Genomic DNA, 22,813 nt, shown 5'->3' on the forward strand with positions numbered 1-22,813 from the left:
TGGAGAGAAGCGTCCGAGTCAATTGTTGATTTAAACATGAAACCGCCGTATTAACGACTCACATGCTTCAGTTCCAATTTTTTTTGCCCATACTTCAGCGTCTTTGCATTCAGATTCGAGCTTTTCCAATGCTTCTTTCGACCAGTGCTGCCGAACCGTACCAATTGGCGGATCATCAGTTTCAGAATCAATTACAACAAAAGTCATAAAATCAGGATCATCATCTCGAACAGCGGCTTCATGCCTGAGACTAGAAAGCACACGTGCACCTTCAAGGAAATTCAACTGCCCGCCAAGCATTAATCTGGCAGTATCAACGACACCCATTCTCACAGACGCAACGTAACTTTCATTGGTGATGTGTTCAGACATGATGTTTAACGTTGAATTATGCGGCGTGCACATGAAAGTAAAAAAGAAAGACGAACGCATATCTGTATGTCCGTCAAGGATGCTATGTTAAACATCAAATTTAAACCTATCCTTCTCGGGTTTCGCAAGCTGGTTCATATCCAAATCGGTCTCGCAAATTCCTTACTTCTCGAAAAGTACTTTGAAAAACCTGACCATCAATTAAATGCATCTCAGCGATAAACTTTTCTTCGGCGATCTTTTCGGAGGCACAATCAAAACTGTGGCTTGAGAATGGACAAAGGCTAGTTAAAACATCAGATCTCCACGTTCTTGTGGAAAAAAATTTGACTGGCTTATGTTTTTTATTCCCACGATTAAAACGAAGCTCCCACTCCTCCCAATATTCCCCATCACGAAAACTTACTAGTACAATTTTGGACGAGTGCTTACGCTGAGAAGTCATGTTGAAGAAGTTTAACGTAAAATTAATAAGCGCAAAAGGCGTCGCTGTTGAATGGAAAGTTAAAAGTCACGACGAACATTATTTCGGGCACACTACTTTCAATGGTAATCCGTCCTTGTAAGCAAAGTACTCGATACATTTCAATCCAGCTCTTTCAACAGATCTTTCGCCGAACGACGAGGCATAGTCCACCTCGAATAATTCTACCTTTCCGTCGCGGTTTAAGTCCATCTCGGTATACAACAACGGCGACGAATAAACCATCCAGCCAAACAGCGCCCAATAGCAGCCGACAAGACTAAGTGCGGTGAACGCAATCGCCTTTCCTGCCCTACTTATAACTGGGCTACGATCCTCCATGACTTTTAACGCTGATTTGAAAGGCGCGCGCGCATTTCACTAAATTTTAAGAATGATTCGATTCGCGCGTCATTTTCGAAAGTCATGTTAAACCTTATTAGAGCATCGCCCATATTTTTGACATCCCAATTCCAGCAATAAATAACGAGGCGATGATTTCACATAGAAAAAAGAATGGTGACTCTTCCCGACTAATGCTTGGACGATTTATGCAAATTCCTCTCGCAAATCGAGCACAACGAAAGTAAGCCCGCCACCGATTAACGCAGCAGCAAATATTAATTCCAAAGGTTTAACCAACACACTTGAAATCGGAACAAGTGCATTTAAAATTCCAACAATGGCAATGACGCCAATGATGAGGATTGCGCGTCTATCGGGCATTTCAAACATAATGATTAACTAGATATAGGCGACACAGTGTCACCTAATAATTTAAGATGGCGCATAAGATTTTTCATTCATCGCCTCCAAAGGTTTGTAAACATTGGGTTTCCGACATAGCACCGCGCATTTGATCTCTACTAAAATTTCCGTGAAATACGTCATCATGTTCTTGCATTTTACCAAACATCATGACGATTCAAACCACACTTCTTACTTCCCCTTCTTCTCCTCTTCCATTTCCTCTTTACGCTTTTCTTTCCATTCACGCTCACGCGCGTCTATCACCGACAAGTCGTAATATTTCACATCAGGATCAAGGCGGGCGATTTCTAATTGGGCTAGTGCTGCGGGTAGCGCACCTTCTAAGGCGTAGGCTTCGGCTAAGGCAATATGTTGTAGCGCTTGCTTGCCTTCTACGGCATAGGCTTTGGCTAACAAATGCTGTAACTTAGCTTCGCGGCGATACAGGCTGATCTGGTCACGCAGAAAGGCTTCGGCTTCTTTGTAGTTTTTTGCCTCGATCAATACTTCGGCGTATTGATGCGCCAGACCGCGTGCCAATGGCAAGTCACGCAAGGCAGCTTTGGCTTTGGCGACGGCTAAATCTGGACGCTTTTTACCCATTTCAATATCGATCGCCAAACTCGCAAAAGCGCTGGTTTCTTTTAACCATTTTTTTTGATTTGGCAATTGCGCGATTTGCGCGGTTAATGCATCTAAGAGTTTTTCGGCTTTCAGAAAATCATTTTTTTTGTAGGCAACAAATGCCAAGCCGTAGTGTCCACTGAGGCGACTTTCTTCATTTCCATTTTTGATTTGATTTTCAAACGCGACTGCGGCATCGATCAAGCCTTGCGCTTTACTGTCTTGCAAAACGCGTACGCGTGCTTGCGTCAAATAAAAATCCAAACCATCAACGCGTTGGCGATAGCGTTCACCAAATAAGCGGCCTTGGATATCTGCCATCCGTTCACTGGTGAGTGGATGACTACGCAAATAAGACAAACCATTGTCGGTGTAGTTGCGCGACGCATGCTGCATACGTCCAAAAAACGCCAGCATACCCGCCGTATCGTAGCCGCCATCTTTAAGAATTTGAAAACCAATACGATCTGCCTCACGCTCTGCATCACGACTAAAACTCAGTTGCCTTTGCATTGCTAAGCCTTGCCCGCCCATCACCATCGCCATTGCAGCGTCTGGGCTAGAGCGCGCAGCCAAGGCCGCCAAAATAATTGCGGCAATCGGAATTAAGAAATCATTTTTTTGATTGCCCAACATACGAGCGATATGCCGTTGTGACACATGCCCAATTTCATGTCCCATGACGGATGCCAATTCAGATTCGGATTGCGCTGCCAAAATCAAACCAGAATGGAAGCCTAAGAAACCACCGGGGAAGGCGAACGCATTTAAAACGGGATCGCGTACCGCAAAAAACTCAAACTCATAAGATTCTTCGCCACGCGCATCGGGACGTTTATCCAATAAAGAATTGCCGAGTTTGGTTAAGTATTCAATCACCGGACCATCTTCGAGAAAATCAGGATCGCGTCTCACGCTACTCATAATTTGCTCACCAATCTTGCGTTCCATCATCGGCGACAAATCACCACGCGCGGCATCGCCCAAGGTGGGCAAGCTTTGGTTCTTAGACACACTCTGCGTACTAATTGAGGCTGGCGACGGAACGGTAGAGATCGTGCCGGTTTGCGCATAACCCACGTGTGACAAGATAAATGCACAGCCCAAACTCATCGAGAGCGTGAGCTGGATCAACTTAAAACGAAATTGCGGGAATTCTTTTTTCACGATGATATGATCACGAATTAGATTAAAAATGCGTTACAACAAACTTGTGGTGTTCACTTTTGTCTCATCATACCGAACCAAGTTTATCGCTTTTTAATGACAGCGTATCTTAACTTACAATCAAATCGAGTGTTTAATTATGACTAACAAAAATTCTACAAGTTCCTCGATTGAGGTAAATGGTGGCTTGACCCACTTTGATCAAGGTGGACAAGCGCATATGGTGGATGTTGGCGACAAAGATAGTACCCACAGAATCGCTCGCGCGGCCGGCAAAATTCGTATGCAAGCAGCGACTTTTGCCTTGATACAAAATGGTCATGCAAAAAAAGGCGATGTGATTGGCATCGCAAGAATTGCGGCAATTATGGCAGCCAAACGTACCAGCGATTTAATTCCTTTATGCCACCCATTAGCCTTGACCCGCGTCACGGTTGACTTTGAACTCGACGCAGAAAACCATGCTGTGCTGTGCCAAGCGCAAGTTGAGACTTATGGCAAAACTGGTGTTGAAATGGAAGCCTTAACCTCGGTACAAATTGGTTTGCTCACAATTTATGACATGTGCAAAGCAGTTGATCGGGGTATGGTGATGAGTGATATTCGGGTGTTAGAAAAACACGGTGGTAAATCGGGGGATTGGACTGCGGTGATTGATGCAGGCTAATTCATAAAATCTTAGTGAGCTAGTACACCTCATTCTGGCTATTGTTTGAAATAATTTTTGTAGTTCAGTGCGCCTTGTTTGACTCCTTCCCCTTCAAGGGGAAGCTTGGGATGGGGATGGGTTTGAATCAATTTAATAACCTCGCTGCAATTTCAACGAAACCCATCCCCACCCTAGCCCTCCCCTTGAAGGGGGAGGGAATTCGTTCAAATTCGCATTTGGATATTGGTTTGAAATTTCAAACCAAATTTCAAGTCAAATTCCAATCCACTAGCCGCAATGTTGATGTTGCAATCAATAAAACTCATCAGCTCAACAAAACTTTGAAACAACTTCAAAGTTTAGGCAGCATCTGCCCTTCCCTCTCATAACGACTATGCCACGACAAGGCTTCATCAAGGATGTGAGGTGTATGCATGCCGCCTTGTCCCGCTTGCGCGCTTTGTTGTGCTCGTTGAACATAGTCGAGCAAAGCAGGACGGTAATCTGGATGGGCGCAGCGTTGGATAATTAGCTCTGCCCTATGACGTGGTGCTAAGCCGCGTAAATCAGCCAAACCTTGTTCGGTCACAATAATCTGTACATCGTGTTCGGTGTGATCAACATGACTGACCATAGGCACAATACAAGAGATCGCCCCGCCCTTGGCGGTCGATGGTGTCATAAACATCGACACATAGGCGTTGCGGGCAAAATCACCTGAACCGCCAATACCATTCATGATGCGCGTTCCCATCACATGGGTGGAATTCACATTGCCATAAATATCGGCTTCGAGCATGCCGTTCATAGAAATGACGCCAAGACGACGAATCAATTCAGGATGATTTGAAATTTCTTGTGGGCGCAAAATGATTTTGTCCCGATAGAAATCTAAGTTTTGCAAAAACTCTTGATTGGCGGTCGGGCTCAAGGATAAGGCAGTGGCTGACGCCATCGTCATCTTGCCCGATTTAATCATCTCCAACATGCCGTCTTGCAGCACTTCGGTGAAGCCTGTTAAGTTTTCAAAGGGGCCACGATTCAATCCAGCCAACACGGCATTCGCAATATTGCCGACACCTGATTGTAGAGGCAACAAAGCTGGCGGCATCCGTCCCATTTTCACTTCTTCTTCAAAAAACGCTAGGATATGAGACGCAATTTTTTCTGAGGTTTGATCTGGTGCATTAAATTCTGTATTTCGATCTGGTAAATCTGTTTCTACCACCGCGACGACTTTATTCAAATCGACTCGTAAATATGGTTCACCGATTCGGTCACCCGTGTGCTCCATTGGAATTGGCTTGCGGTGCGGTGGGCGCTCGGTACCATAATAAATATCGTGCATACCTTCGAGTGCGGCACTTTGATGTGCGTTCACTTCTAAAATCACTTTATCCGCCTGATCGAGCCAAGTCTTATTATTGCCGACTGACGAAGATGGAATCAAACGTCCATCCGGCAGCACGCCAGCAACCTCAATCACCGCGACATTTAACTTGCCCAAGAACCCAAACCAAACAATTTGCGCCACGTGAGAAAGATGCAAATCGACATAATCCATTTGACCCGCATTAATCCGCGCACGGCAAGTTGGATCAGATTGATAAGGCAAACGCATATTGATGCCACCAACTTTGGCTAGCGCACCATCCAACTCAGGTGCGGTTGAAGCCCCAGTCCAAACACCGATACTAAACTTCTGATCACCTTGATTGGCAAGTTCAATACGTCGCGCCAATGCTTGTGGTAGTAACTTAGGGTAACCCGCTCCCGTAAAACCGCTCATACCGACATGGTCACCATTTTCAATCAATAGCGCTGCACTCTCTGCGCTCATGATTTTTTGTTTTAGTAAAGGATGTTGAATACGGGAATAAAGCGTCATCTTTGTTTTCCTACATGGGGTGAATCAATCGAACGACTTTGGATTTAGCAATCTTATTAAGGTGCATTTCGCGCGGGCATCGTTGCAAATACGGCGGCATAGCGCTCATCTGTTTTCGCTAAGGATTGCCAATAGTCGTAATACTCTGGATAGACAATCGGGTGCAGGCGCTGCAAACTTTGCATGACACGCTTGGCTGCATCAACTTGATTATTCAACACATAGACTTGCGCCAATTTATCTAAAATATGCACATAGCCAAAACGATGGCTACAAGTAATAACAAACTGAATTTCTTCAGGTGACATGCCACTGCGGGGTGTTACAAGCAAGAGTTTGAAATAATCAAAATAATCTGGCATCAAGGTCCAGCGCGGTGCTTGAATTTTTTCTTTAGGGATTAAGGCATAGTCTTTGGTTTGTCGAAAGGCGACAAAGCCATTGACAACACGATGATAATCAACCCAAGCAAAAGCCAAGATCGCAAAACAAATCGCTATGCTCGCTTGCACCCATCCGCGAGAAATCTGCCATGCCGCTTGTGGTTGCTGCAATTGATGTGCTGCTCCCATCATTAATCCGACCGGTAATAAAACATAGGCATACCAGAGCGGAAATTCGACCATACTATGCACACCAACCGCTAACAACATCATGAGAATGAATGTTTTAGACTTGTCTCGGTGCGCCTCACGGAGCGCAAAATGCTTCCAAAACCACACAAATAAAATACCAAAAAATAAAATCGTAAAAGGCAAACCTAACTCAGCCGCAAAGTTTAAGACGATATTATGTGAATGCTCGGCATAAATCGTCGAACTAAAGTCAGCAGCGACAGCAACTTGTTGCGCGCCAAAACCAAACCACCCAGCTCCTAGCCAAGGATGTGCACTAGCAATCGCCCATGCTTGCTGGAGTAGCACCGAGCGTTCCGATCGTCCACCAAGACGCTCGCCCAAAGTACCGACTACAAAACCTAAATACTTCGCTATCGTCGGTAAAGTAATCACCAAACTCGCATAGATCACCAACAAACTCAGCATACCAAGCAAACTTAATTTTGCATTGGTCTTGCGTAGATACACAATCAACACGAATAAACTAGGCAGAATGATCCACCCTATGCGCGACTGCGTTAGCGCCAATCCCCACAACAAAAACACCGCGACACACCAGGCAAGTTTGCCAGGCAAACGCGTACTTTCTAACAACCACCACAATGCAGCAAAGCCAAAACAAATCAACAAAGCCAACTGATTTGGTTGCGCTACATTGGCAAATGCACGAATAGGATTGACCCCATCGTTACTCATATACATCACAATCGGGCGCCAATCGATGCCCATGATTTGCAACTGCTGCATCAAAACAGATAACACAGCGGCGAGCAAATAAACTACCGCAAACATTTGACATAGATCATCCGCATTGCCATTGAGTTTGACCCAACTAGCACCTAATGACTTTGCCAAGGCTGTGCAAAATAAAAGAAATAAGGGGTAATAAATTGTCGTCAGCAAAGTCAATCCGAGCAAACTTTGCAAACCCAAAAAAGAAAACAACAACAATGCACTTCCAGCAATTGCTGGGACGATCAATTTCTCTCGAGAAAAAACAAACAGTGGGATCAACGCCAAGAAAACACCAACCACCACAGCAAACTCATGATAAAAGCTTCGGTAAGGATGTATATGGCCAGAATAGAGTTGCGCGAACAATAGACAAAGTCCGAACAAAATGATGGAAAGCTTCGTAATATTTTTAAGAAACATCTTTTCTAGATATAATTTTGAAAGGCAGTTATTTGACAGCGAGGATTCACTAGATTGAAGAAGTCGACGAAGTCGATCACTTCAATGATTGAGCCCAGCTATTGAAAACTGAATTGAATGCGCCTATTTTAAACGATGATTTTTTGCGGGGCGCTGCAGATTGACTGAGCACACGCATTATTTTTAGCCAGTTTTCATTTTCTAGCAGTAAGAACGCCAATTCACTCAAGCTTATTTCGAGAATATTTATGTTGACACATCGTCTTTCAAGTTTAAGCCGACTCCAGGCCTTTGGTTTTCATTTTCTAGCAAGTGCGACGGTAATCGCCGTAATTTTTGGTTTGGTTAAACTGGTTTGGTATCCAAACCAATTATTTGAAGCGGCAAATGGATTTGAGCTATTAAAAATTTTAGTCTTAGTCGATCTGGTTTTAGGTCCACTAATTATGCTGATCATCTTTAATCCTAAAAAGAAATCACTAAAATTTGACGTCAGCGCAGTTCTGATCTGTCAATTGATGTTCATGGCCTATGGCGTATGGTCATTGTATGCGGTACGTCCCGTTTATATCGCCTATGTAGAAAACCAATTTTTTCTCGTAAAAGCAAATGAAATCGAAGACAGCGATCTAGACAAGGTAGAACACGCACAATTCAAAAAATTGCCCCTATTTGGTCCGGTGTTTGTCGGTACCAAAGCGCCCGAATCAGATAAAAAACGGGAAGAAATTATGTTTGCAAAATTAGGGGGCATGGGCATACAAAATCTCCCTCAGTTTTATGTTCCGATTGAAGATGTTCAAGCGCAAGTTCGCGCGAATGGCAAACTGCCATCCCAGTTAAATACAAATAATGAAGATAAAAAACAATTGGAAAACATGTTCGAAAAAGCAGAGAAGCAAGGGCAAAAAATCCTATTTTCTCCTTTGCAAACAAAAGGGCGACAATTATTTGTTGCCATCGATGGCACAAATGGACAGCCTTTGCGCGTGAACTAGGCGAAGCTACGGCAAAACTAAGTAGGCGTTCCTAATGCCTAAATAAAAAAGCGAGACCAATTTGTTGGTCTCGCTTTTTTGAACTTAATTAACTTAACTGAGCTCAATCTAACTGGAACTCCATTTTGGTTCCAGATAAATCAATTTCATCTCCGTGCGCTAACACGCGAGGACGCGCATCGGTTGTTTCACCATTAATTTTCGGGAAGACTTTTCCCTCAACAAAGTTAATTTTAAAACGATTGCCATCACGTGCGATCGAAACGACCAAAATCCCTGGGCTACCCAAGGTTGTCACGGGTTTCGACAAAATCATTTCTTTGCCAGCATTTGAACCATTGAGCACTTTGATTTTTCCAACTTTCAAAGTCTCGTCAGGCGACACCTGATAGTTATCTACCTCAACAATGAATTTAAGCTGATATTTCCCCAATTCAATCACATCATCGTTCTGTAACTGATGCTTCTTAATTGGTTGACCATTCACCGAAGTACCGTTGGTGCTACCTAAATCGAGAATAAAAGTGCCTTCTGAAGTTGTATCGATAGCAGCGTGGCGCCCACTCACGGCAAGATGGTCTAATACTAAATCATTTCCTGGTCGACGCCCGATATTGATACGAGCGCGGTCAATACTGATCTCTTTTTGCACTTGACCATTAAAAATCACCACAACTTTTGCCATAATCTATCCGCTAGATACAAAATAAAATTAAATAAAAATAATGCGTTACTTGTTTTTTAACTAGCAAAAATATACTCCATAAACCCACGTTCATGCAATTCTTTGACACGTATTAAAACAACGGAAATATTGTCAAATCCACCTTGACGATTAGCCAAATACACTAAAGTCTTGCAACAGGTATCCAAATTCTCAGATTGCTCTCGCAAGACAGTTTGTATATGAATCTGATCGAGCATATCACTCAAACCGTCAGAACACAGTACGAAAATATCGCCAACACGCATAGCATGTTCGTGCACCTCAACTTCGATCTCATCATTAGAACCGACCGCACGTGTAATTAAGTTCTTGATTGGAGAGAGATGTGCATCTGCCTGCGAAATTAAGCCCGCATCAATTTGGGCCTGCAATACAGAATGATCGCGGGTAATTTGTTCTAAATAATTTTCACGAAATAGATATGCACGAGAATCGCCAACATGACCAATCACCAACTTATCATGATGACAAAGCGCCGCGACAATTGTTGTGCCCATGCCGAAGTTATCTGGATTCTTATTTGCCTGCTCGATTACTTTTTGATTGGCGTAGACGATAGCGTCTTGTATCCACTTCTCAGAGATGGAAGATTGCCAAGGCAATCGAGGCATCCATGTCGCATCAAGGCTATTTCGAATCTGCTCACGAACCAAGTCAACACTCATTTGACTGGCGACCTCACCCGCGTTGTAGCCGCCCATGCCGTCAGCCAAAATGGCAAGGCCAAGCTCAGGAGATATAGCAATAGCATCCTCATTATGACTGCGGACAAGTCCGGTGTCTGAATGACTAGCAAATTCCAGAACTGTTTGTGCGGGCATGAAGGAAAATAATTAAGGCAACATTAAAATAAATAAATCTCGTGTACTCAGATTATTAAGCTTAACGAGCTTACCATTAAGCTAAAGCATTATGAACTTAGTTTGCAAATTTTAATGTTTCAATAGCGCAACTACAACATTTTTCGGCGTGTTTTTTATTTCCGCACAAAAAATAAGGGAGCGATTGCTCCCTTATTTTTTAGATCAATTTATGAGAATCAAGCATATTGATTAATTCTCATTATGACGCCAACTGACACCATCAAATTACAGCATTGCTTTCAACAAACGTGCCATTTCGGATGGATTCTTCGTTGCTTTGATACCGCACTCTTCCATGATGTCTAATTTTGCTTGCGCAGTATCAGCACCACCAGAAATCAAAGCACCAGCGTGGCCCATACGTTTGCCTGGAGGCGCAGTCACACCAGCGATGAAACCAACGACTGGTTTCTTCATGTTGTCGCGTACCCAGTAAGATGCATTCGCTTCATCTGGACCACCGATTTCACCGATCATGATCACAGCGTCTGTATCTGGATCATCGTTGAACATCTTCATGACGTCGATATGTTTCAAACCATTGATTGGATCGCCACCGATACCAACTGCAGAAGATTGACCCAAGCCGAGTGCTGTCAATTGACCAACCGCTTCGTATGTCAATGTACCAGAACGGGAAACCACGCCGATACGACCTTTACGGTGGATGTGACCAGGCATAATGCCGATCTTGATTTCGTCTGGTGTGATCAAACCTGGGCAGTTAGGGCCGAGCAATTTTGTTTTGCTACCGGCTTTTGCCATGCGGTCTTTCAACATCATCATGTCACGAACTGGAATACCTTCAGTGATACAGATCGCTAAATCGAGATCCGCTTCAACCGCTTCCCAGATCGCAGCCGCTGCACCTGCTGGTGGAACATAGATCACGGAAACGGTTGCGCCAGTTGCTGCTTTAGCTTCTGAAACATTCGCGTAAATTGGAATGCCTTCGAAATCTTCGCCAGCTTTCTTTGGATTTACACCAGCGACGAAACAGTTTTTTCCGTTTGCGTAGTCGCGGCACATACGTGTATGGAACTGGCCAGTTTTACCAGTGATACCTTGGGTGATGACTTTAGTGTCTTTATTAATCAGGATGGACATAGTGATTCCTTGCGATAATTAAGCGTGAGCAGCAGCAGCGGCAACAACCTTCTGCGCTGCTTCTTCCATCGTGTCTGCAGAAATAATCGGCAAACCAGAGTCAGCCAACATTTTCTTACCGATATCTTCGTTTGTACCTTTCATGCGTACAACCAAAGGCACTTGCAAGGACACTGCTTTAGACGCCGTAATTACGCCTTCTGCAATCACGTCGCAACGCATAATGCCGCCGAAGATGTTGACCAAGATCGCTTTCAAGCCTGGGTTTTTCAACATGATCTTGAATGCTTCAGTCACTTTTTCTGCAGTCGCGCCACCACCTACGTCGAGGAAGTTAGCTGGCTCGCCGCCGAACAGTTTGATGGTATCCATGGTTGCCATCGCCAAACCTGCACCATTGACCAAGCAACCAATATTGCCGTCAAGGGAAATGTAAGCGAGGTCGAATTTAGATGCTTCGATTTCAGCTGGATCTTCTTCGTCCAAATCGCGGTAAGCAACGATTTCTGGTTGACGGAACAAAGAGTTCGCGTCGAAGTTAAATTTCGCATCGAGAGCGATCACTTTGCCAGAACCAGTCAAAATCAATGGATTGATTTCAGCCAAAGAGCAATCGGTTTCCATGAAAGCTTTGTACAAACCTTTCAACTGAACGCGTGCGTCTTCGATAGAGCCTTCTGGCACACCGATTTTACGGGAGATGTCATCGGCTTCAGCATCTTGCAAGCCTGCAGTTGGATCGATCGCGATAGAGTGGATCAATTCTGGATGTTTCTCAGCGACTTCTTCGATGTCCATACCGCCTTCGGAGGATGCCATCAGCACCACGCGTTGGCTGATACGGTCAGTTACCATACTGACGTACAGTTCTTTCTTGATGTCTGCGCCTTCTTCGATCAACAAACGACGAACTTTTTGACCTTCTGGACCAGTTTGGTGTGTGACCAATTGCATGCCCATGATCGCATCAGCGTATTCGCGTACTTGCTCCATGGATTTCGCAACTTTAACGCCACCACCTTTACCACGGCCACCGGCGTGAATTTGTGCTTTGACTACCCATACTGGACCGCCTAAAGTTTCAGCAGCTTTGACTGCTTCTTCAACGGACATGCATGGGATACCGCGCGGTACGGTCACTCCGAATTTACGGAGGATTTCTTTACCCTGATACTCATGGATTTTCATACGACTTCCCTTCAGACACTGAGGTATTAGTTAAAAAGTAAAACAAAATAATTTGGATCAATTACTACCAACAAACAAAACCATGCTGCAACATCTTCATGAATTCGATGAACTAAAAATTTATATTCCTTAGCTCACCTACACAATTCTCAAGCCCATACAAAAAAACGCGACGACCATCCTTGGTGTCACGTTTTATCAATCAGTTGGGAATCAAAACTTTGCTGAATTCATTTGCGCCAGTTTCACAGGTATCAACATAAACTTCATGGTCGTACGCCTGCACACCGCACATTTTTGCGAGAGCGCGAAAGACCGAGTTGGACTTCATCGAGTAAGCCCAAATTGTAGTGAATGTTGTTGAGGACATCATGCCTGCTGGCGGCAATTCAAATATAAAAAGCCACAATTGCGTGCGTTATCGTAGCTTCTACCATAACAGCCGCTCTTGCGGCGTTGCAAAAAACCTGTGGATTTTAGCACAGCTAAAGCATGAATTCTATTTTTTGGTTAGACCACTTTTCAGGAAAACCCGCTTAAAAATATGAAACAACCAGCGTTTTCGCAAAAATTTGCATTTTCTCAAATAACTCAAATGAAGATTTACTTAAGTGCGCAAGACATAAACTGGTATTCACTCATCGAAGCTCTCACGTGACTGTTTCAATGCATAGTTAATTGCGCGACTAGAGAAACCACGTTGCGCCAAAAATTGCATTTGCTTGGCTTTCTCTCGATGGTCGACAGGCGGTGCACTAAATTTTCTCCACAAAACATCAACGGCTCTTTGTGACTCAGTTGCCTCTAGATCATCTTTAATTTCTTCTAAATCTTCCTTGTTTAGTTGATGGCTCTGCAATTCCGCTAATATTTTCTGGTTACCAAATCGCCCTTGACGCTTATGTACCAAAGCTTCTGAGAATCGTTGATCAGAAAGAAATTTTGATTCTTCTAGCCAGTTCAATAATCCATTCAATTCGTCGTCATCTTGCGCATACGCAGAAAGTTTGCGTGCCAGCTCAATGCGGCTATATTCACGCATAGACAGATAACGTAAGGCGCGGCCTTTTAAACTAAGTTTAGGTTTCAGCATATTTGTTTTTAGACATCTGACTTGTACATCAACTAGGTCACGCGTGTTTTAAGCATCTTTCACGCGTGTAGTTCGAAGAAGGTATTCACATAGCTGTACATAAAAAAAGTCGACCACTTGTTTCCAAGTAAGTCGACTTAAGACTAACGTGATCTTTCCTATTCACCGAGCTTATATCTGCATAAGCTCTAATCTAAATTATTCTTCAACCAGTGCAGGCAACAAAGGAACGCCTAATTGCTCACGCACTTTGTTTTCAATTTCATGGGCTAATGCTGGTCGTTCGATCAGGAAGTTTCTTGCATTATCTTTGCCTTGACCAATTTTCTCGCCGTTATAGCTATACCAAGAGCCAGATTTCTCAACAATCTTGCAATCCGCGCCCAAGTCCAAAATCTCGCCTTCACGTGAAGTACCTGCACCATACAAAATATCAAAATGCGCTTCTTTAAATGGTGGCGCTACTTTATTCTTCACCACTTTCACTTTGGTTTCGTTACCAACCACTTCATCACCCGCTTTGATTGATCCGGTACGACGAATATCCAAACGAACTGAAGCGTAGAACTTCAAAGCATTACCGCCAGTTGTAGTCTCTGGGCTACCAAACATCACACCAATTTTCATACGAATCTGGTTAATAAAGATCACCAAGGTATTGGTACGATTGATGCTACCAGTTAATTTACGCAAAGCTTGCGACATTAATCGTGCTTGCAAACCTGGCAGCGAGTCACCCATATCACCTTCGATCTCGGCCTTTGGTGTTAATGCAGCGACAGAATCGACTACCACTAAATCGACGCTACCAGATCGCACCAATGCGTCTGTAATTTCCAGAGCTTGCTCGCCAGTGTCCGGTTGAGAAATCAACAAATCGTTTAAATTCACACCAAGTTTTTGCGCATAGCCAACATCTAATGCATGCTCCGCATCGATAAATGCGCAAGTGCCGCCCAATTTCTGCATTTCAGCAATAACTTGCAATGTCAGCGTTGTTTTACCAGAAGATTCAGGGCCGTAAATTTCAACCACACGACCGCGTGGCAGACCACCAACACCTAAAGCAATGTCCAAGCCCAAGGAGCCGGTAGAAACAACTTGAATTTCTTCAACTGCAGCACCATCCGCTAATCGCATGATAGAGCCTTTACCAAATTGCTTTTCAATTTGCGCTAAGGCCGCAGCTAAGGCTTTACTTTTGTCGGCGCTATTATCAGTTTTTCTGTCGTCCATGATTTCTTCCTGGTTAGTACAAAGATGTATGTCAAATAATGTCGTGATACTTGCGAACTTGTTTTATCGTAAATAAAGCCGCTAAAAACTGCTTAAACCACTGAATGTCGACACTGTATAAAAAATCAGTAGTTTGTGCAAGCTTCTTTTAAAATATTTTTTTATCGTTGGATTTCGGTCATTTTAATGTGAACTAAGAAAATCCAATCTTCCGCCACACACCCACAAAACCTACAATAGCTAAAATTCAATCTTACAAATACTTCATCAAGCCATTCAACAGCCTATGTCTAAACCTAATAGTTTCGCCAATGAACATCGCTCCTACCTTCAAGCTCAATTGATCGATGCGAATCAACTTGATACTCTCAAAAACTGGTATCCGGTCAGCATCGATGAAAAAAATGGGGAGCTAATTTGGCGGGATATGGGGGATCAACGATTTAGTGCGTCATTTTTTCAAGATTCTTTGCATGAACAAGCGCATGACCAACGTCGTGTCTGCAAGACTAAGCTTGATGCCTTAGATCAATTCGATGATTGTATTCAACCAAGCGCATTTATTTTTCATGTGTCACGTTGCGGATCGACTTTGATGACGCAAATGTTGAGTACTTTATCGCATTGCATCGTTTTGTCCGAACCGCCAGTGATCGATATGTTTTTCAACACGATGAATGAATCGAAAGAAACCAATATCGCGACATTTCAAAAACTAATTCATGCGCTAGGCCAGAGACGTTTTGCCAATGAAAAAAATGTGATCATTAAATTAGATAGTTGGCATTTAGGGCGAATTCGTTTTATCCGTGAAGCCTTTCCTAACACGCCTATGCTATTTCTCTATCGCGAGCCGAGACAAGTTTTAGCATCGCACCAGCGTCAACGCGGTCCGCAAATGACTCCCGATTTTGTTAACTTTGGGGACTTACAAGTTGAGTACAGCACACTATCGCCTGGCGATTTAGACGCATTCTGTCTTGCAGTGCTTGATCAATTCTATTCAGCGGCGATTCAGCATCACACTATGAGTGGACTACAACTGATTAATTACAGTGAATTACCAGCGATCATTTGGGAGAAATTGCTAAGTCAATTGGCGATTGACTGCAATCCTGAGGAGTTAGCGCAGATGAAAGCACGCTCACAATTTCATTCGAAGCACCCTCAAAACTCCTTCGAAGGAGATCCAACATCGCAACAAGCGCATCCGCGCTTATCTATTACGCAAGAGCGCTATCAACAGTTGGAAAACTTGCGACTAAAGACAGTAGAAGCAGTGGCATGAAACCGAACATACCCAATCAATACGACGATAGGCCTAGCAATCAGAAGACCACAAAAATCGATCAAGCCGCAATCAGTCTTCTTGCCATCCCATGTGAAGTCCACAACTGATTATCGCGATCAACAATCAAAGCGTCGACTCCGACTAATTGCTGTATTTTTGTGCGGCCAGCTTGTGCACCACTCACCATAATTGCGGTACCCAAGCCATTAATTTTTTCCAGATTTTCGCTGACCAAAGTCACGCCTCGTGGTCCCTGCGTTGGATAACCTGTTTTAGGATCAAGAATATGATGCAAGCGCTTGCCATCTTGAATCAAAAAGCGCTCATAGTCGCCTGACGAAGCGACGAAGCCTTTATTCAAAGAAATCGTGCCAAGCAGTTTTTCAGGATGACGTGGATCGCGCAAGCCGATGCGCCAATCGCGACCATTGAGCTTCCCCTGTACTAAGACGTCTCCACCACCATTGATCATAGCGTTGCTAACACCAAGTTCTAACAGCTTCTTCATGCCCGCTTGCAGAATCGGTAGTTTCGCAATTCCACCTAAATCAAGTCGCATTCCACGCTTTGTCAAATAAGCGGTGCTACAACGTTCATCAAGCACGAGACCTTGAGAACCGATCAGAGGAAGTTGCTCCGCAATTTGTTGCGGCGTGGCGATGGAAGGATGAGCTGCATCAAAACTCCAATTCTTGAATGCACCCACTGTGCTATCAAAAGCACCTTGACTACTCAATGCAACGGCCTTTGCCATCTTTAACACCTGCATTAGCTCGCCAGAAATATTCACTGGCTGCACTCCAGCGGCAAGGTTGATCGCATTGAGCACACTGTCGCTACGATAGCGACTCATCATGTCAGTGAGCCGAATCATTTCAGCAAACGCTGCGTTTGCAGCGAAGCTGATTAATTGACTATCGGCATTTTGTAAAGTGAGTTCAAGCTTCGTCCCCATCAATATTTTTGATGATTGATGAATATCTGTCTTTGCAAGCACAGGTGGGATCACTAATCCACAAGCGAGCAACGGAAGGCTACACACGATGCGGCGACGACTCAATGACACAGTAGAATTATTCAACATAAAAATAGACAGATTTGATACTCGATGAAACTGCGCTGACGCGAAACGAGCGATGACGCTTGAAAAGTTTAAGAGTTACGCTAAGAGGAAAGCTTAAAGAAAAATCAAGCAAACATGCACATCGCAAATTTCGCGTGCTTTTTTTCGGAAAAATTAGCGCGACTGATCGACCATAAAATTGACTGTCGCTTTAATTTCATCATCGCTTAAATTAGGTGCGCCACCACGTGCAGGCATTTGCCCTTTGGCACCGGTATAACCTTCTAAAGCATGTTTGTACAAAACATCCATGCCCTGTGCAATACGTGGTCCCCAGTCAGCTTTATCACCTGGCTTAGGCGCACCAGCAACATTCGCTGCATGGCACATCGAGCAAGTCTGTCCATACACTTTTTTGCCCACAGTATTTTCTGCAGCAACTGGCGCAGCTGCTGCTGGCGCTGAAGCTGCTGCAACAGCGACCACGCTTGCAGAACCCGCACTTGCTGGCTCCGCTGCTTTATTATTACAAGCACTGATGCTAAGCAAACCAGCTAAACCAATGAGTTTGAAGAGTAAGGTAGTTGATTTCATTTTCTTCCTTTAAGGCACTTTAAGAATCCTGAAGACTCTTTGAGATTGATAGATTAACGCAGACACATACAAAAATAATCGACTTTATTAGTGTCGCATACCAAAGCTTGCGCAAACGCAAATCGTCCGCATAAAGCATTCCAATTTTTTTCTTTCTTGACTCGCGTCAATTTATTTTTTTAATCGATGACGCACTATCGCTGCCAGTTGTTATGTTTATTAACCATGGCCATCGAATCTGAATTGTTGATTCGAATTAAACCAGCCAATAAGGACCACATCATGAGTCAAGACAAAACCAAAGAAGTCGCAACACCTGCTTTAGGACGTCGCAAATTTCTCAATACCGCTGCGATTGCTAGCTTAGGTACGCTGGTTGCATGTAATGAAAAACCAGGTAGTGCAGCCGCCAGCGCCTCCCCTGCTAGCGCAGCCGGACATGCAGCGAGTAGTGCATCGCATTTGAAACCTGGTGAGCTTGATACTTATTATGGTTTGTGGAGCGGTGGTCATACTGGTGACATGCGTGTCTTAGGTTTACCTTCAGGCCGCGAAATTCATCGCATTCCTTGCTTTGTTCCCGATGCCTTAGTCGGCTGGGGTGTGACCAATGAATCTAAGAAAATCATGGGCACCAAAGCGGATGGTAGTTTGAAATATACAGTTGCAGATTCCCACCATACCCATGCTTCCTACAAAGACGGTAACTACGATGGTCGTTACGCTTGGATCAACGATAAGATCAATAGCCGTATCGCACGTATTCGTCTTGATTACTTCGTTTGCGACAAGATCACTCAATTGCCTAACGTACAAGGTTTTCACGGCATCTTCCCTGATAAACGCGATCCAGTTGATGAAAAAATCAATTACACAACACGCGTATTCTGTGGCGGTGAATTTGCAATCCCTATGCCAAATACGGGTAGCGAAGATAGTAGTAAATATCGTTCCATGTTTAGCTGCGTTGACGCAGAAACCATGGAAGTTCGCTGGCAAGTGCTGATCGATGGTAACTGCGATTTGGTCGCTACCTCTTACGACGGAAAATTAGCTGCGACGAATCAATACAACACCGAAATGGGCGCGCATTATGAAGACATGATGTCCGCCGAACGTGACGCCTGTTTGTTCTACAACGTGGCACGTATTGAAGCAGCTGTAAAAGCTGGCAAATTCAAAACCATCGGTGATTCAAAAGTGCCTGTCGTTGACGGTACACGCGAAGCGAACAAAGATCCAAAAACTGCACTCACTGCGTATGTTTCTGTGCCAAAAAATCCGCATGGCGTCAATGCAAGTCCAGACGGCAAATATTTCATTTGCGCCGGCAAACTGTCGCCTACTGGTACCGTAATTGACTTGTCTAAAGTATTGGATTGGTTCGATGGCAAATCAGAAAAGTTAGACGCCGCAATCGTCGCTGAAGTTGAACTTGGCTTAGGCCCATTGCACACCGCATTTGATGGTCGCGGCAATGCTTACACAACGCTCTTCCTCGATAGCCAAGTGGTGAAATGGAATGTAGAAGCCGCGATTAAATTCCATGCTGGTGATAAGAATGCAAAATATGTAGTTGATCGTCTCGACGTGCAATATCAACCTGGTCACTTGAATGCATCACAATCTGAAACCAAAGCTGCTGATGGTAAGTATTTGGCGGTTGGTTGTAAATTCTCGAAAGATCGCTTCTTGCCTGTCGGTCCTTTGCATCCAGAAAATGAACAAATGATCGACATTTCTGGCGACAAAATGATCTTGATGGCAGATCACCCTGTACGCGGCGAACCACATGATTTCATTATTTTCAAACGTGATTTGGTACGTCCAAAGCAAGTCTATGATTTGAATGATTTCCCGAACGCGATCAAAGATCCAAAAGAATCTGGCGTAGTACGTAATGGCAAAAAAGTGACCGTGAAAATGACTTCTCAAGCGCCGGCATTTAGTCTGCGTGAATTCACTGTTAAGAAAGGTGATGAAGTCACTTTGATTTTGACTAACTTAGACAAGATTGAAGACTTAACTCACGGTTTTGCGATTCCTAATCACAACGTCAACTTTATCGTCAATCCACAAGAAACAGCCTCTGTCACCTTTATCGCTGGCAATCCAGGCGTGTACTGGTGTTATTGCACTCACTTCTGCCACGCTCTGCATTTAGAAATGCGCACTCGCATGATCGTGGAAGCCTAACCCGGTAGTTGTAGCTCCGGTGGCGTCTGGAAATTTTCTGGGCGCCACCATTCAAGTTAAACATCGCAAGCTGTTTAACTCAAGTAGGAATAAAAATGTCTTTGATGCGTAAAAACTTGGCGGCCAGTGTAGTTTTCTACCTGGTCGCATTTTTTCTGATACTACTTAGCTTCGCCTCCTTACGCGCAGATGCGCGCACGAGCGCGTATGAAGCCGCATTACCAGCTGAACTTAAAACAGCAAAGAATATGTGCGCCTTAGTCGCTTGCACCGAGGTATTTCCGGGTGCTAAAAGTTTCTCAGATCGACTAGGTAACCCACCCTATGTTGAAGCTTATGGTGAGCCGATTGCAGGCAAAAAGAATCTGCTTGGCTACGTCATGCTATCGACCGATATTACCGACACCCCCGCTTATTCTGGCAAACCCGTTGTGACCTTAATGGGGATGGACTTAAAAGGACGTTTCGTCGGTATCAAAGTTTTGAAGCATTCTGAACCGATTCTGTTACTCGGCATTCCTGAATCTGCCTTACTCAATTTCAACAAACAATATCTGGGCAAATTTGCCACCGATAAAATAGAAGTTGGTCAATCACGCCCTGATGAAGGCGTGCTTGGCGTGGATGCTATTTCTGGTGCCACAGTGACGGTCATTGTACAAAACCAAGTAATGATGACAGCGGCAATGGCCGTAGCAAAACAAACCGGCATTGTTGCACCAACAGTGCGCGCTCCGGCACAATTTGCAATCACTGGCAAACGCATGTCTTGGGCGGACTTAGTAAAACAAGGCAGTGTGCAACGTCTATTGGTGAAACCAGAACAAGTAGGATTAGAAAAAAATGCTGTACCGTTTATTGAACTCTGGTTCGGTGATCTAAATCATCCCGATGTCGGTATCAGTTTGCTAGGTGAAGATAGTTTTAAAAACTTACGCTCACAACTCCAAGCTAATGAGCACGCCATCTTTATTATTCGTACTGACGGCATAGAATCATTCAAAGGCTCAGGCTTTGTGCGCGGCGGTATGTATGACCGAATTCAAGTCAAACAAGATAGCGACTCTTACACTTTTCGTGATCTCGACTATCTCAATCTGTATGGCATCGTGGCGGACGGCGCGCCGAGCTATAACGAATCTGCTATTTTCATTATTCGTTCACAAGCTTTTTCAAGCGCCTATCCGTGGAAACTGAGCTTTCTCGGTAATCGCGTCGATCGCGCCACTGGTACTCGCAGCTTCACTAGTTTCGATGCCAAATACTGGTTAGCGAATGAACTCTTGCAAGGTGGGCGACCAGTAGTTGAAGAAGCGGCAGCTCCACACGTACGCATTTGGAAATCACGCGCTGTCGAGATTACGTTGTTTGGCTTGTTACTGATCATGGTGACGATTGCATACGCCTACCGCGAAAAACTCACTCGCATGTCGAATCACAAAAATAAATGGCCAGTCAATATCTTCAAATATAGTGCATGGCTATTGAGTATTAGCTTTGTTGGATTTGGCGTGATGGCACAGCCTTCGATCACGCAGGTTCTGACCTGGTTCCATTCCTTATTATTCCAATGGACTTGGTCGCTATTTTTAACTGATCCATTTATCTTTGTATTTTGGATTTTTATCATTGTTACCGTATTTTTATTTGGTCGCGGATTATTCTGCGGCTGGATGTGCCCATTTGGCTCGCTGTCAGAAGCCATCTATAAAGTCGGCGAAAAAATCGGGTTGAAACGCTTCCAAACACATCTACCGCAAGCCTTGCATGACAAACTTAAATGGATCAAATATGTCATTTTCTTCTGTCTGTTAACTGTATCGATGTTTTCAATGGGTTTGGCTGAAAAATTAGCTGAGATTGAGCCTTTCAAAACTACCTTCTTAGTTGGAATCAGTAATCGCGCTTGGCCCTATGGCTTGTTCGTGTGCATCATACTTGGCATCTCACTATTTATCGAAAGACCTTATTGCAAATACATTTGTCCATTAGGCGCTGCTTTAGCGATGCCAAGTACATTTAGATGGTTTGGTTTAAAGCGCAAGCAAGATTGCAATAGCTGCAAAGCTTGTGCTGTTGGTTGTGGTTCCTTAGCGATTGACAAGGCAGGTCGCATTGATCACCGCGAATGTTTGCACTGCCTTGACTGTATGGTTCTTTATACCGACGCAAAAGCTTGTCCGCCTTTGTCAAAAGAACGCAAGCGACGTGAACGCGAGGGTTTGGAAATCAAAGCGATTGGCAAAGACGGTTATTTCATCCCGATTTATCCAATACCAGCGACAGCCGCTTCAGAAGCTGTCAAAGCTGGCCTAGATCCACGCATGCCATCCGACCCAGTTCAGTTAGCACACAAAATAAAGGCGACTGGATTACGCTGGATTATTTTAGAAATCATTGATCATTTATGGCCATGGAGTGCAAGCGCTTGGTCATCGCAACGCGGTTTGCAAATTGCGGGTATCGGCTTGGCTATTGCTGCCAGTGTTGCATGGGTATTAACCGCCTTTGGTCAACTTTCATCAGCAGCGATCATCGCGTGGTGGTTTGGCTGGAGTGTGTATGAAGTATTGATTCGCCTGTCAGGCAAACGCTATGTCAAAGATGGACCATGGTGGCGCGACCAATATCGCTACGCTAGCGTGATGGACATGATCAGTTATGTTAGTTTTAAAAACTTACTCATCGGTGCTGCATTATTCTTATCGCTAAAAACTTTGGGGCTCTTAGTTGCATAATCTAAATGCACAATCTAAATCGCATATTTTTAAT

At 44.1% G+C, this 22,813-nt stretch carries 18 protein-coding genes; 5 read left to right on the forward strand and 13 right to left on the reverse strand.

Annotated features, from left to right (window positions below):
* Nucleotides 1-30 precede the first annotated feature (30 nt).
* The 3 genes from IE103_RS09370 to IE103_RS09380 all read right to left on the reverse strand — a co-directional run bounded on the left by IE103_RS09370 (nt 31) and on the right by IE103_RS09380 (nt 3,376).
* Nucleotides 31-372 (reverse strand): DUF2489 domain-containing protein, encoded by a 342-nt coding sequence (locus tag IE103_RS09370; protein ID WP_189345879.1) that lies wholly within the window; start codon nt 370-372, stop codon nt 31-33.
* Nucleotides 373-1,384: 1,012 nt separating this feature from the next.
* Nucleotides 1,385-1,570 (reverse strand): hypothetical protein, encoded by a 186-nt coding sequence (locus tag IE103_RS09375; RefSeq protein WP_189345880.1) that lies wholly within the window; start codon nt 1,568-1,570, stop codon nt 1,385-1,387.
* 204 nt (nt 1,571-1,774) lie between these two features.
* Nucleotides 1,775-3,376: a M48 family metalloprotease gene (locus tag IE103_RS09380; RefSeq protein WP_229827200.1), complete on the reverse strand. Its 1,602-nt coding sequence runs from the start codon at nt 3,374-3,376 to the stop codon at nt 1,775-1,777.
* A 139-nt stretch (nt 3,377-3,515) separates the two neighbouring features.
* Here IE103_RS09380 and moaC point away from each other — a divergent pair, with 139 nt between their 5' ends.
* Entirely contained in the window at nt 3,516-4,043 is a 528-nt protein-coding gene (moaC, locus tag IE103_RS09385) for a cyclic pyranopterin monophosphate synthase MoaC (RefSeq protein ID WP_189345881.1), read from the forward strand.
* A gap of 334 nt (nt 4,044-4,377) precedes the next feature.
* Here moaC and IE103_RS09390 read toward each other — a convergent pair whose 3' ends face one another.
* Together IE103_RS09390 and IE103_RS09395 are read right to left on the reverse strand one after the other, a co-directional pair.
* Nucleotides 4,378-5,913: an acetyl-CoA hydrolase/transferase family protein gene (locus IE103_RS09390; protein WP_189345882.1), complete on the reverse strand. Its 1,536-nt coding sequence runs from the start codon at nt 5,911-5,913 to the stop codon at nt 4,378-4,380.
* 56 nt (nt 5,914-5,969) lie between these two features.
* Nucleotides 5,970-7,685 (reverse strand): PglL family O-oligosaccharyltransferase, encoded by a 1,716-nt coding sequence (locus IE103_RS09395; RefSeq protein WP_189345883.1) that lies wholly within the window; start codon nt 7,683-7,685, stop codon nt 5,970-5,972.
* A 248-nt stretch (nt 7,686-7,933) separates the two neighbouring features.
* Here IE103_RS09395 and tfpZ point away from each other — a divergent pair, with 248 nt between their 5' ends.
* On the forward strand, nt 7,934-8,683 hold the full coding sequence (gene tfpZ / locus IE103_RS09400) for a TfpX/TfpZ family type IV pilin accessory protein (protein WP_189345884.1): 750 nt from the start codon (nt 7,934-7,936) through the stop codon (nt 8,681-8,683).
* A 103-nt stretch (nt 8,684-8,786) separates the two neighbouring features.
* On the opposite strand, the gene IE103_RS09405 is transcribed toward tfpZ, so the two are convergent.
* The 6 genes from IE103_RS09405 to recA all read right to left on the reverse strand — a co-directional run bounded on the left by IE103_RS09405 (nt 8,787) and on the right by recA (nt 14,897).
* On the reverse strand, nt 8,787-9,368 hold the full coding sequence (locus IE103_RS09405) for an FHA domain-containing protein (RefSeq protein WP_189345885.1): 582 nt from the start codon (nt 9,366-9,368) through the stop codon (nt 8,787-8,789).
* 56 nt (nt 9,369-9,424) lie between these two features.
* A complete protein-coding gene (locus tag IE103_RS09410) occupies nt 9,425-10,231 on the reverse strand; it encodes a Stp1/IreP family PP2C-type Ser/Thr phosphatase (protein WP_189345886.1) in 807 nt (268 codons plus the stop codon).
* A gap of 267 nt (nt 10,232-10,498) precedes the next feature.
* Entirely contained in the window at nt 10,499-11,380 is an 882-nt protein-coding gene (gene sucD / locus IE103_RS09415) for a succinate--CoA ligase subunit alpha (RefSeq protein ID WP_186914681.1), read from the reverse strand.
* Between the two features lie 18 nt (nt 11,381-11,398).
* On the reverse strand, nt 11,399-12,583 hold the full coding sequence (gene sucC / locus IE103_RS09420; protein WP_255423111.1) for an ADP-forming succinate--CoA ligase subunit beta: 1,185 nt from the start codon (nt 12,581-12,583) through the stop codon (nt 11,399-11,401).
* A gap of 619 nt (nt 12,584-13,202) precedes the next feature.
* Nucleotides 13,203-13,661, reverse strand: a complete 459-nt coding sequence (gene recX, locus IE103_RS09425; RefSeq protein ID WP_189345887.1) for a recombination regulator RecX — start codon at nt 13,659-13,661, stop codon at nt 13,203-13,205.
* Between the two features lie 198 nt (nt 13,662-13,859).
* A complete protein-coding gene (recA, locus tag IE103_RS09430) occupies nt 13,860-14,897 on the reverse strand; it encodes a recombinase RecA (RefSeq protein ID WP_189345888.1) in 1,038 nt (345 codons plus the stop codon).
* Nucleotides 14,898-15,183: 286 nt separating this feature from the next.
* Here recA and IE103_RS09435 point away from each other — a divergent pair, with 286 nt between their 5' ends.
* Entirely contained in the window at nt 15,184-16,185 is a 1,002-nt protein-coding gene (locus tag IE103_RS09435) for a hypothetical protein (protein ID WP_189345889.1), read from the forward strand.
* Between the two features lie 61 nt (nt 16,186-16,246).
* Here IE103_RS09435 and IE103_RS09440 read toward each other — a convergent pair whose 3' ends face one another.
* Both IE103_RS09440 and IE103_RS09445 read right to left on the reverse strand, forming a co-directional pair.
* Nucleotides 16,247-17,272 carry an FAD:protein FMN transferase gene (locus IE103_RS09440; RefSeq protein ID WP_189345890.1) on the reverse strand — a complete coding sequence of 342 codons (1,026 nt, stop codon included), beginning with the start codon at nt 17,270-17,272 and terminating at the stop codon, nt 16,247-16,249.
* A 153-nt stretch (nt 17,273-17,425) separates the two neighbouring features.
* Nucleotides 17,426-17,845, reverse strand: a complete 420-nt coding sequence (locus IE103_RS09445) for a c-type cytochrome (RefSeq protein ID WP_189345891.1) — start codon at nt 17,843-17,845, stop codon at nt 17,426-17,428.
* Between the two features lie 282 nt (nt 17,846-18,127).
* Between IE103_RS09445 and nosZ the strand changes: the two genes are divergently transcribed.
* Both nosZ and IE103_RS09455 read left to right on the forward strand, forming a co-directional pair.
* Nucleotides 18,128-20,041 (forward strand): TAT-dependent nitrous-oxide reductase, encoded by a 1,914-nt coding sequence (nosZ, locus tag IE103_RS09450; protein ID WP_189345892.1) that lies wholly within the window; start codon nt 18,128-18,130, stop codon nt 20,039-20,041.
* A gap of 95 nt (nt 20,042-20,136) precedes the next feature.
* Entirely contained in the window at nt 20,137-22,779 is a 2,643-nt protein-coding gene (locus IE103_RS09455) for a NosR/NirI family protein (RefSeq protein ID WP_189345893.1), read from the forward strand.
* Nucleotides 22,780-22,813: the final 34 nt, after the last annotated feature.

The sequence above is a fragment of the Affinundibacterium macrobrachii genome, from assembly GCF_014652415.1.
Classification (GTDB): Bacteria; Pseudomonadota; Gammaproteobacteria; order Burkholderiales; family Burkholderiaceae_D; genus Undibacterium; species Undibacterium macrobrachii.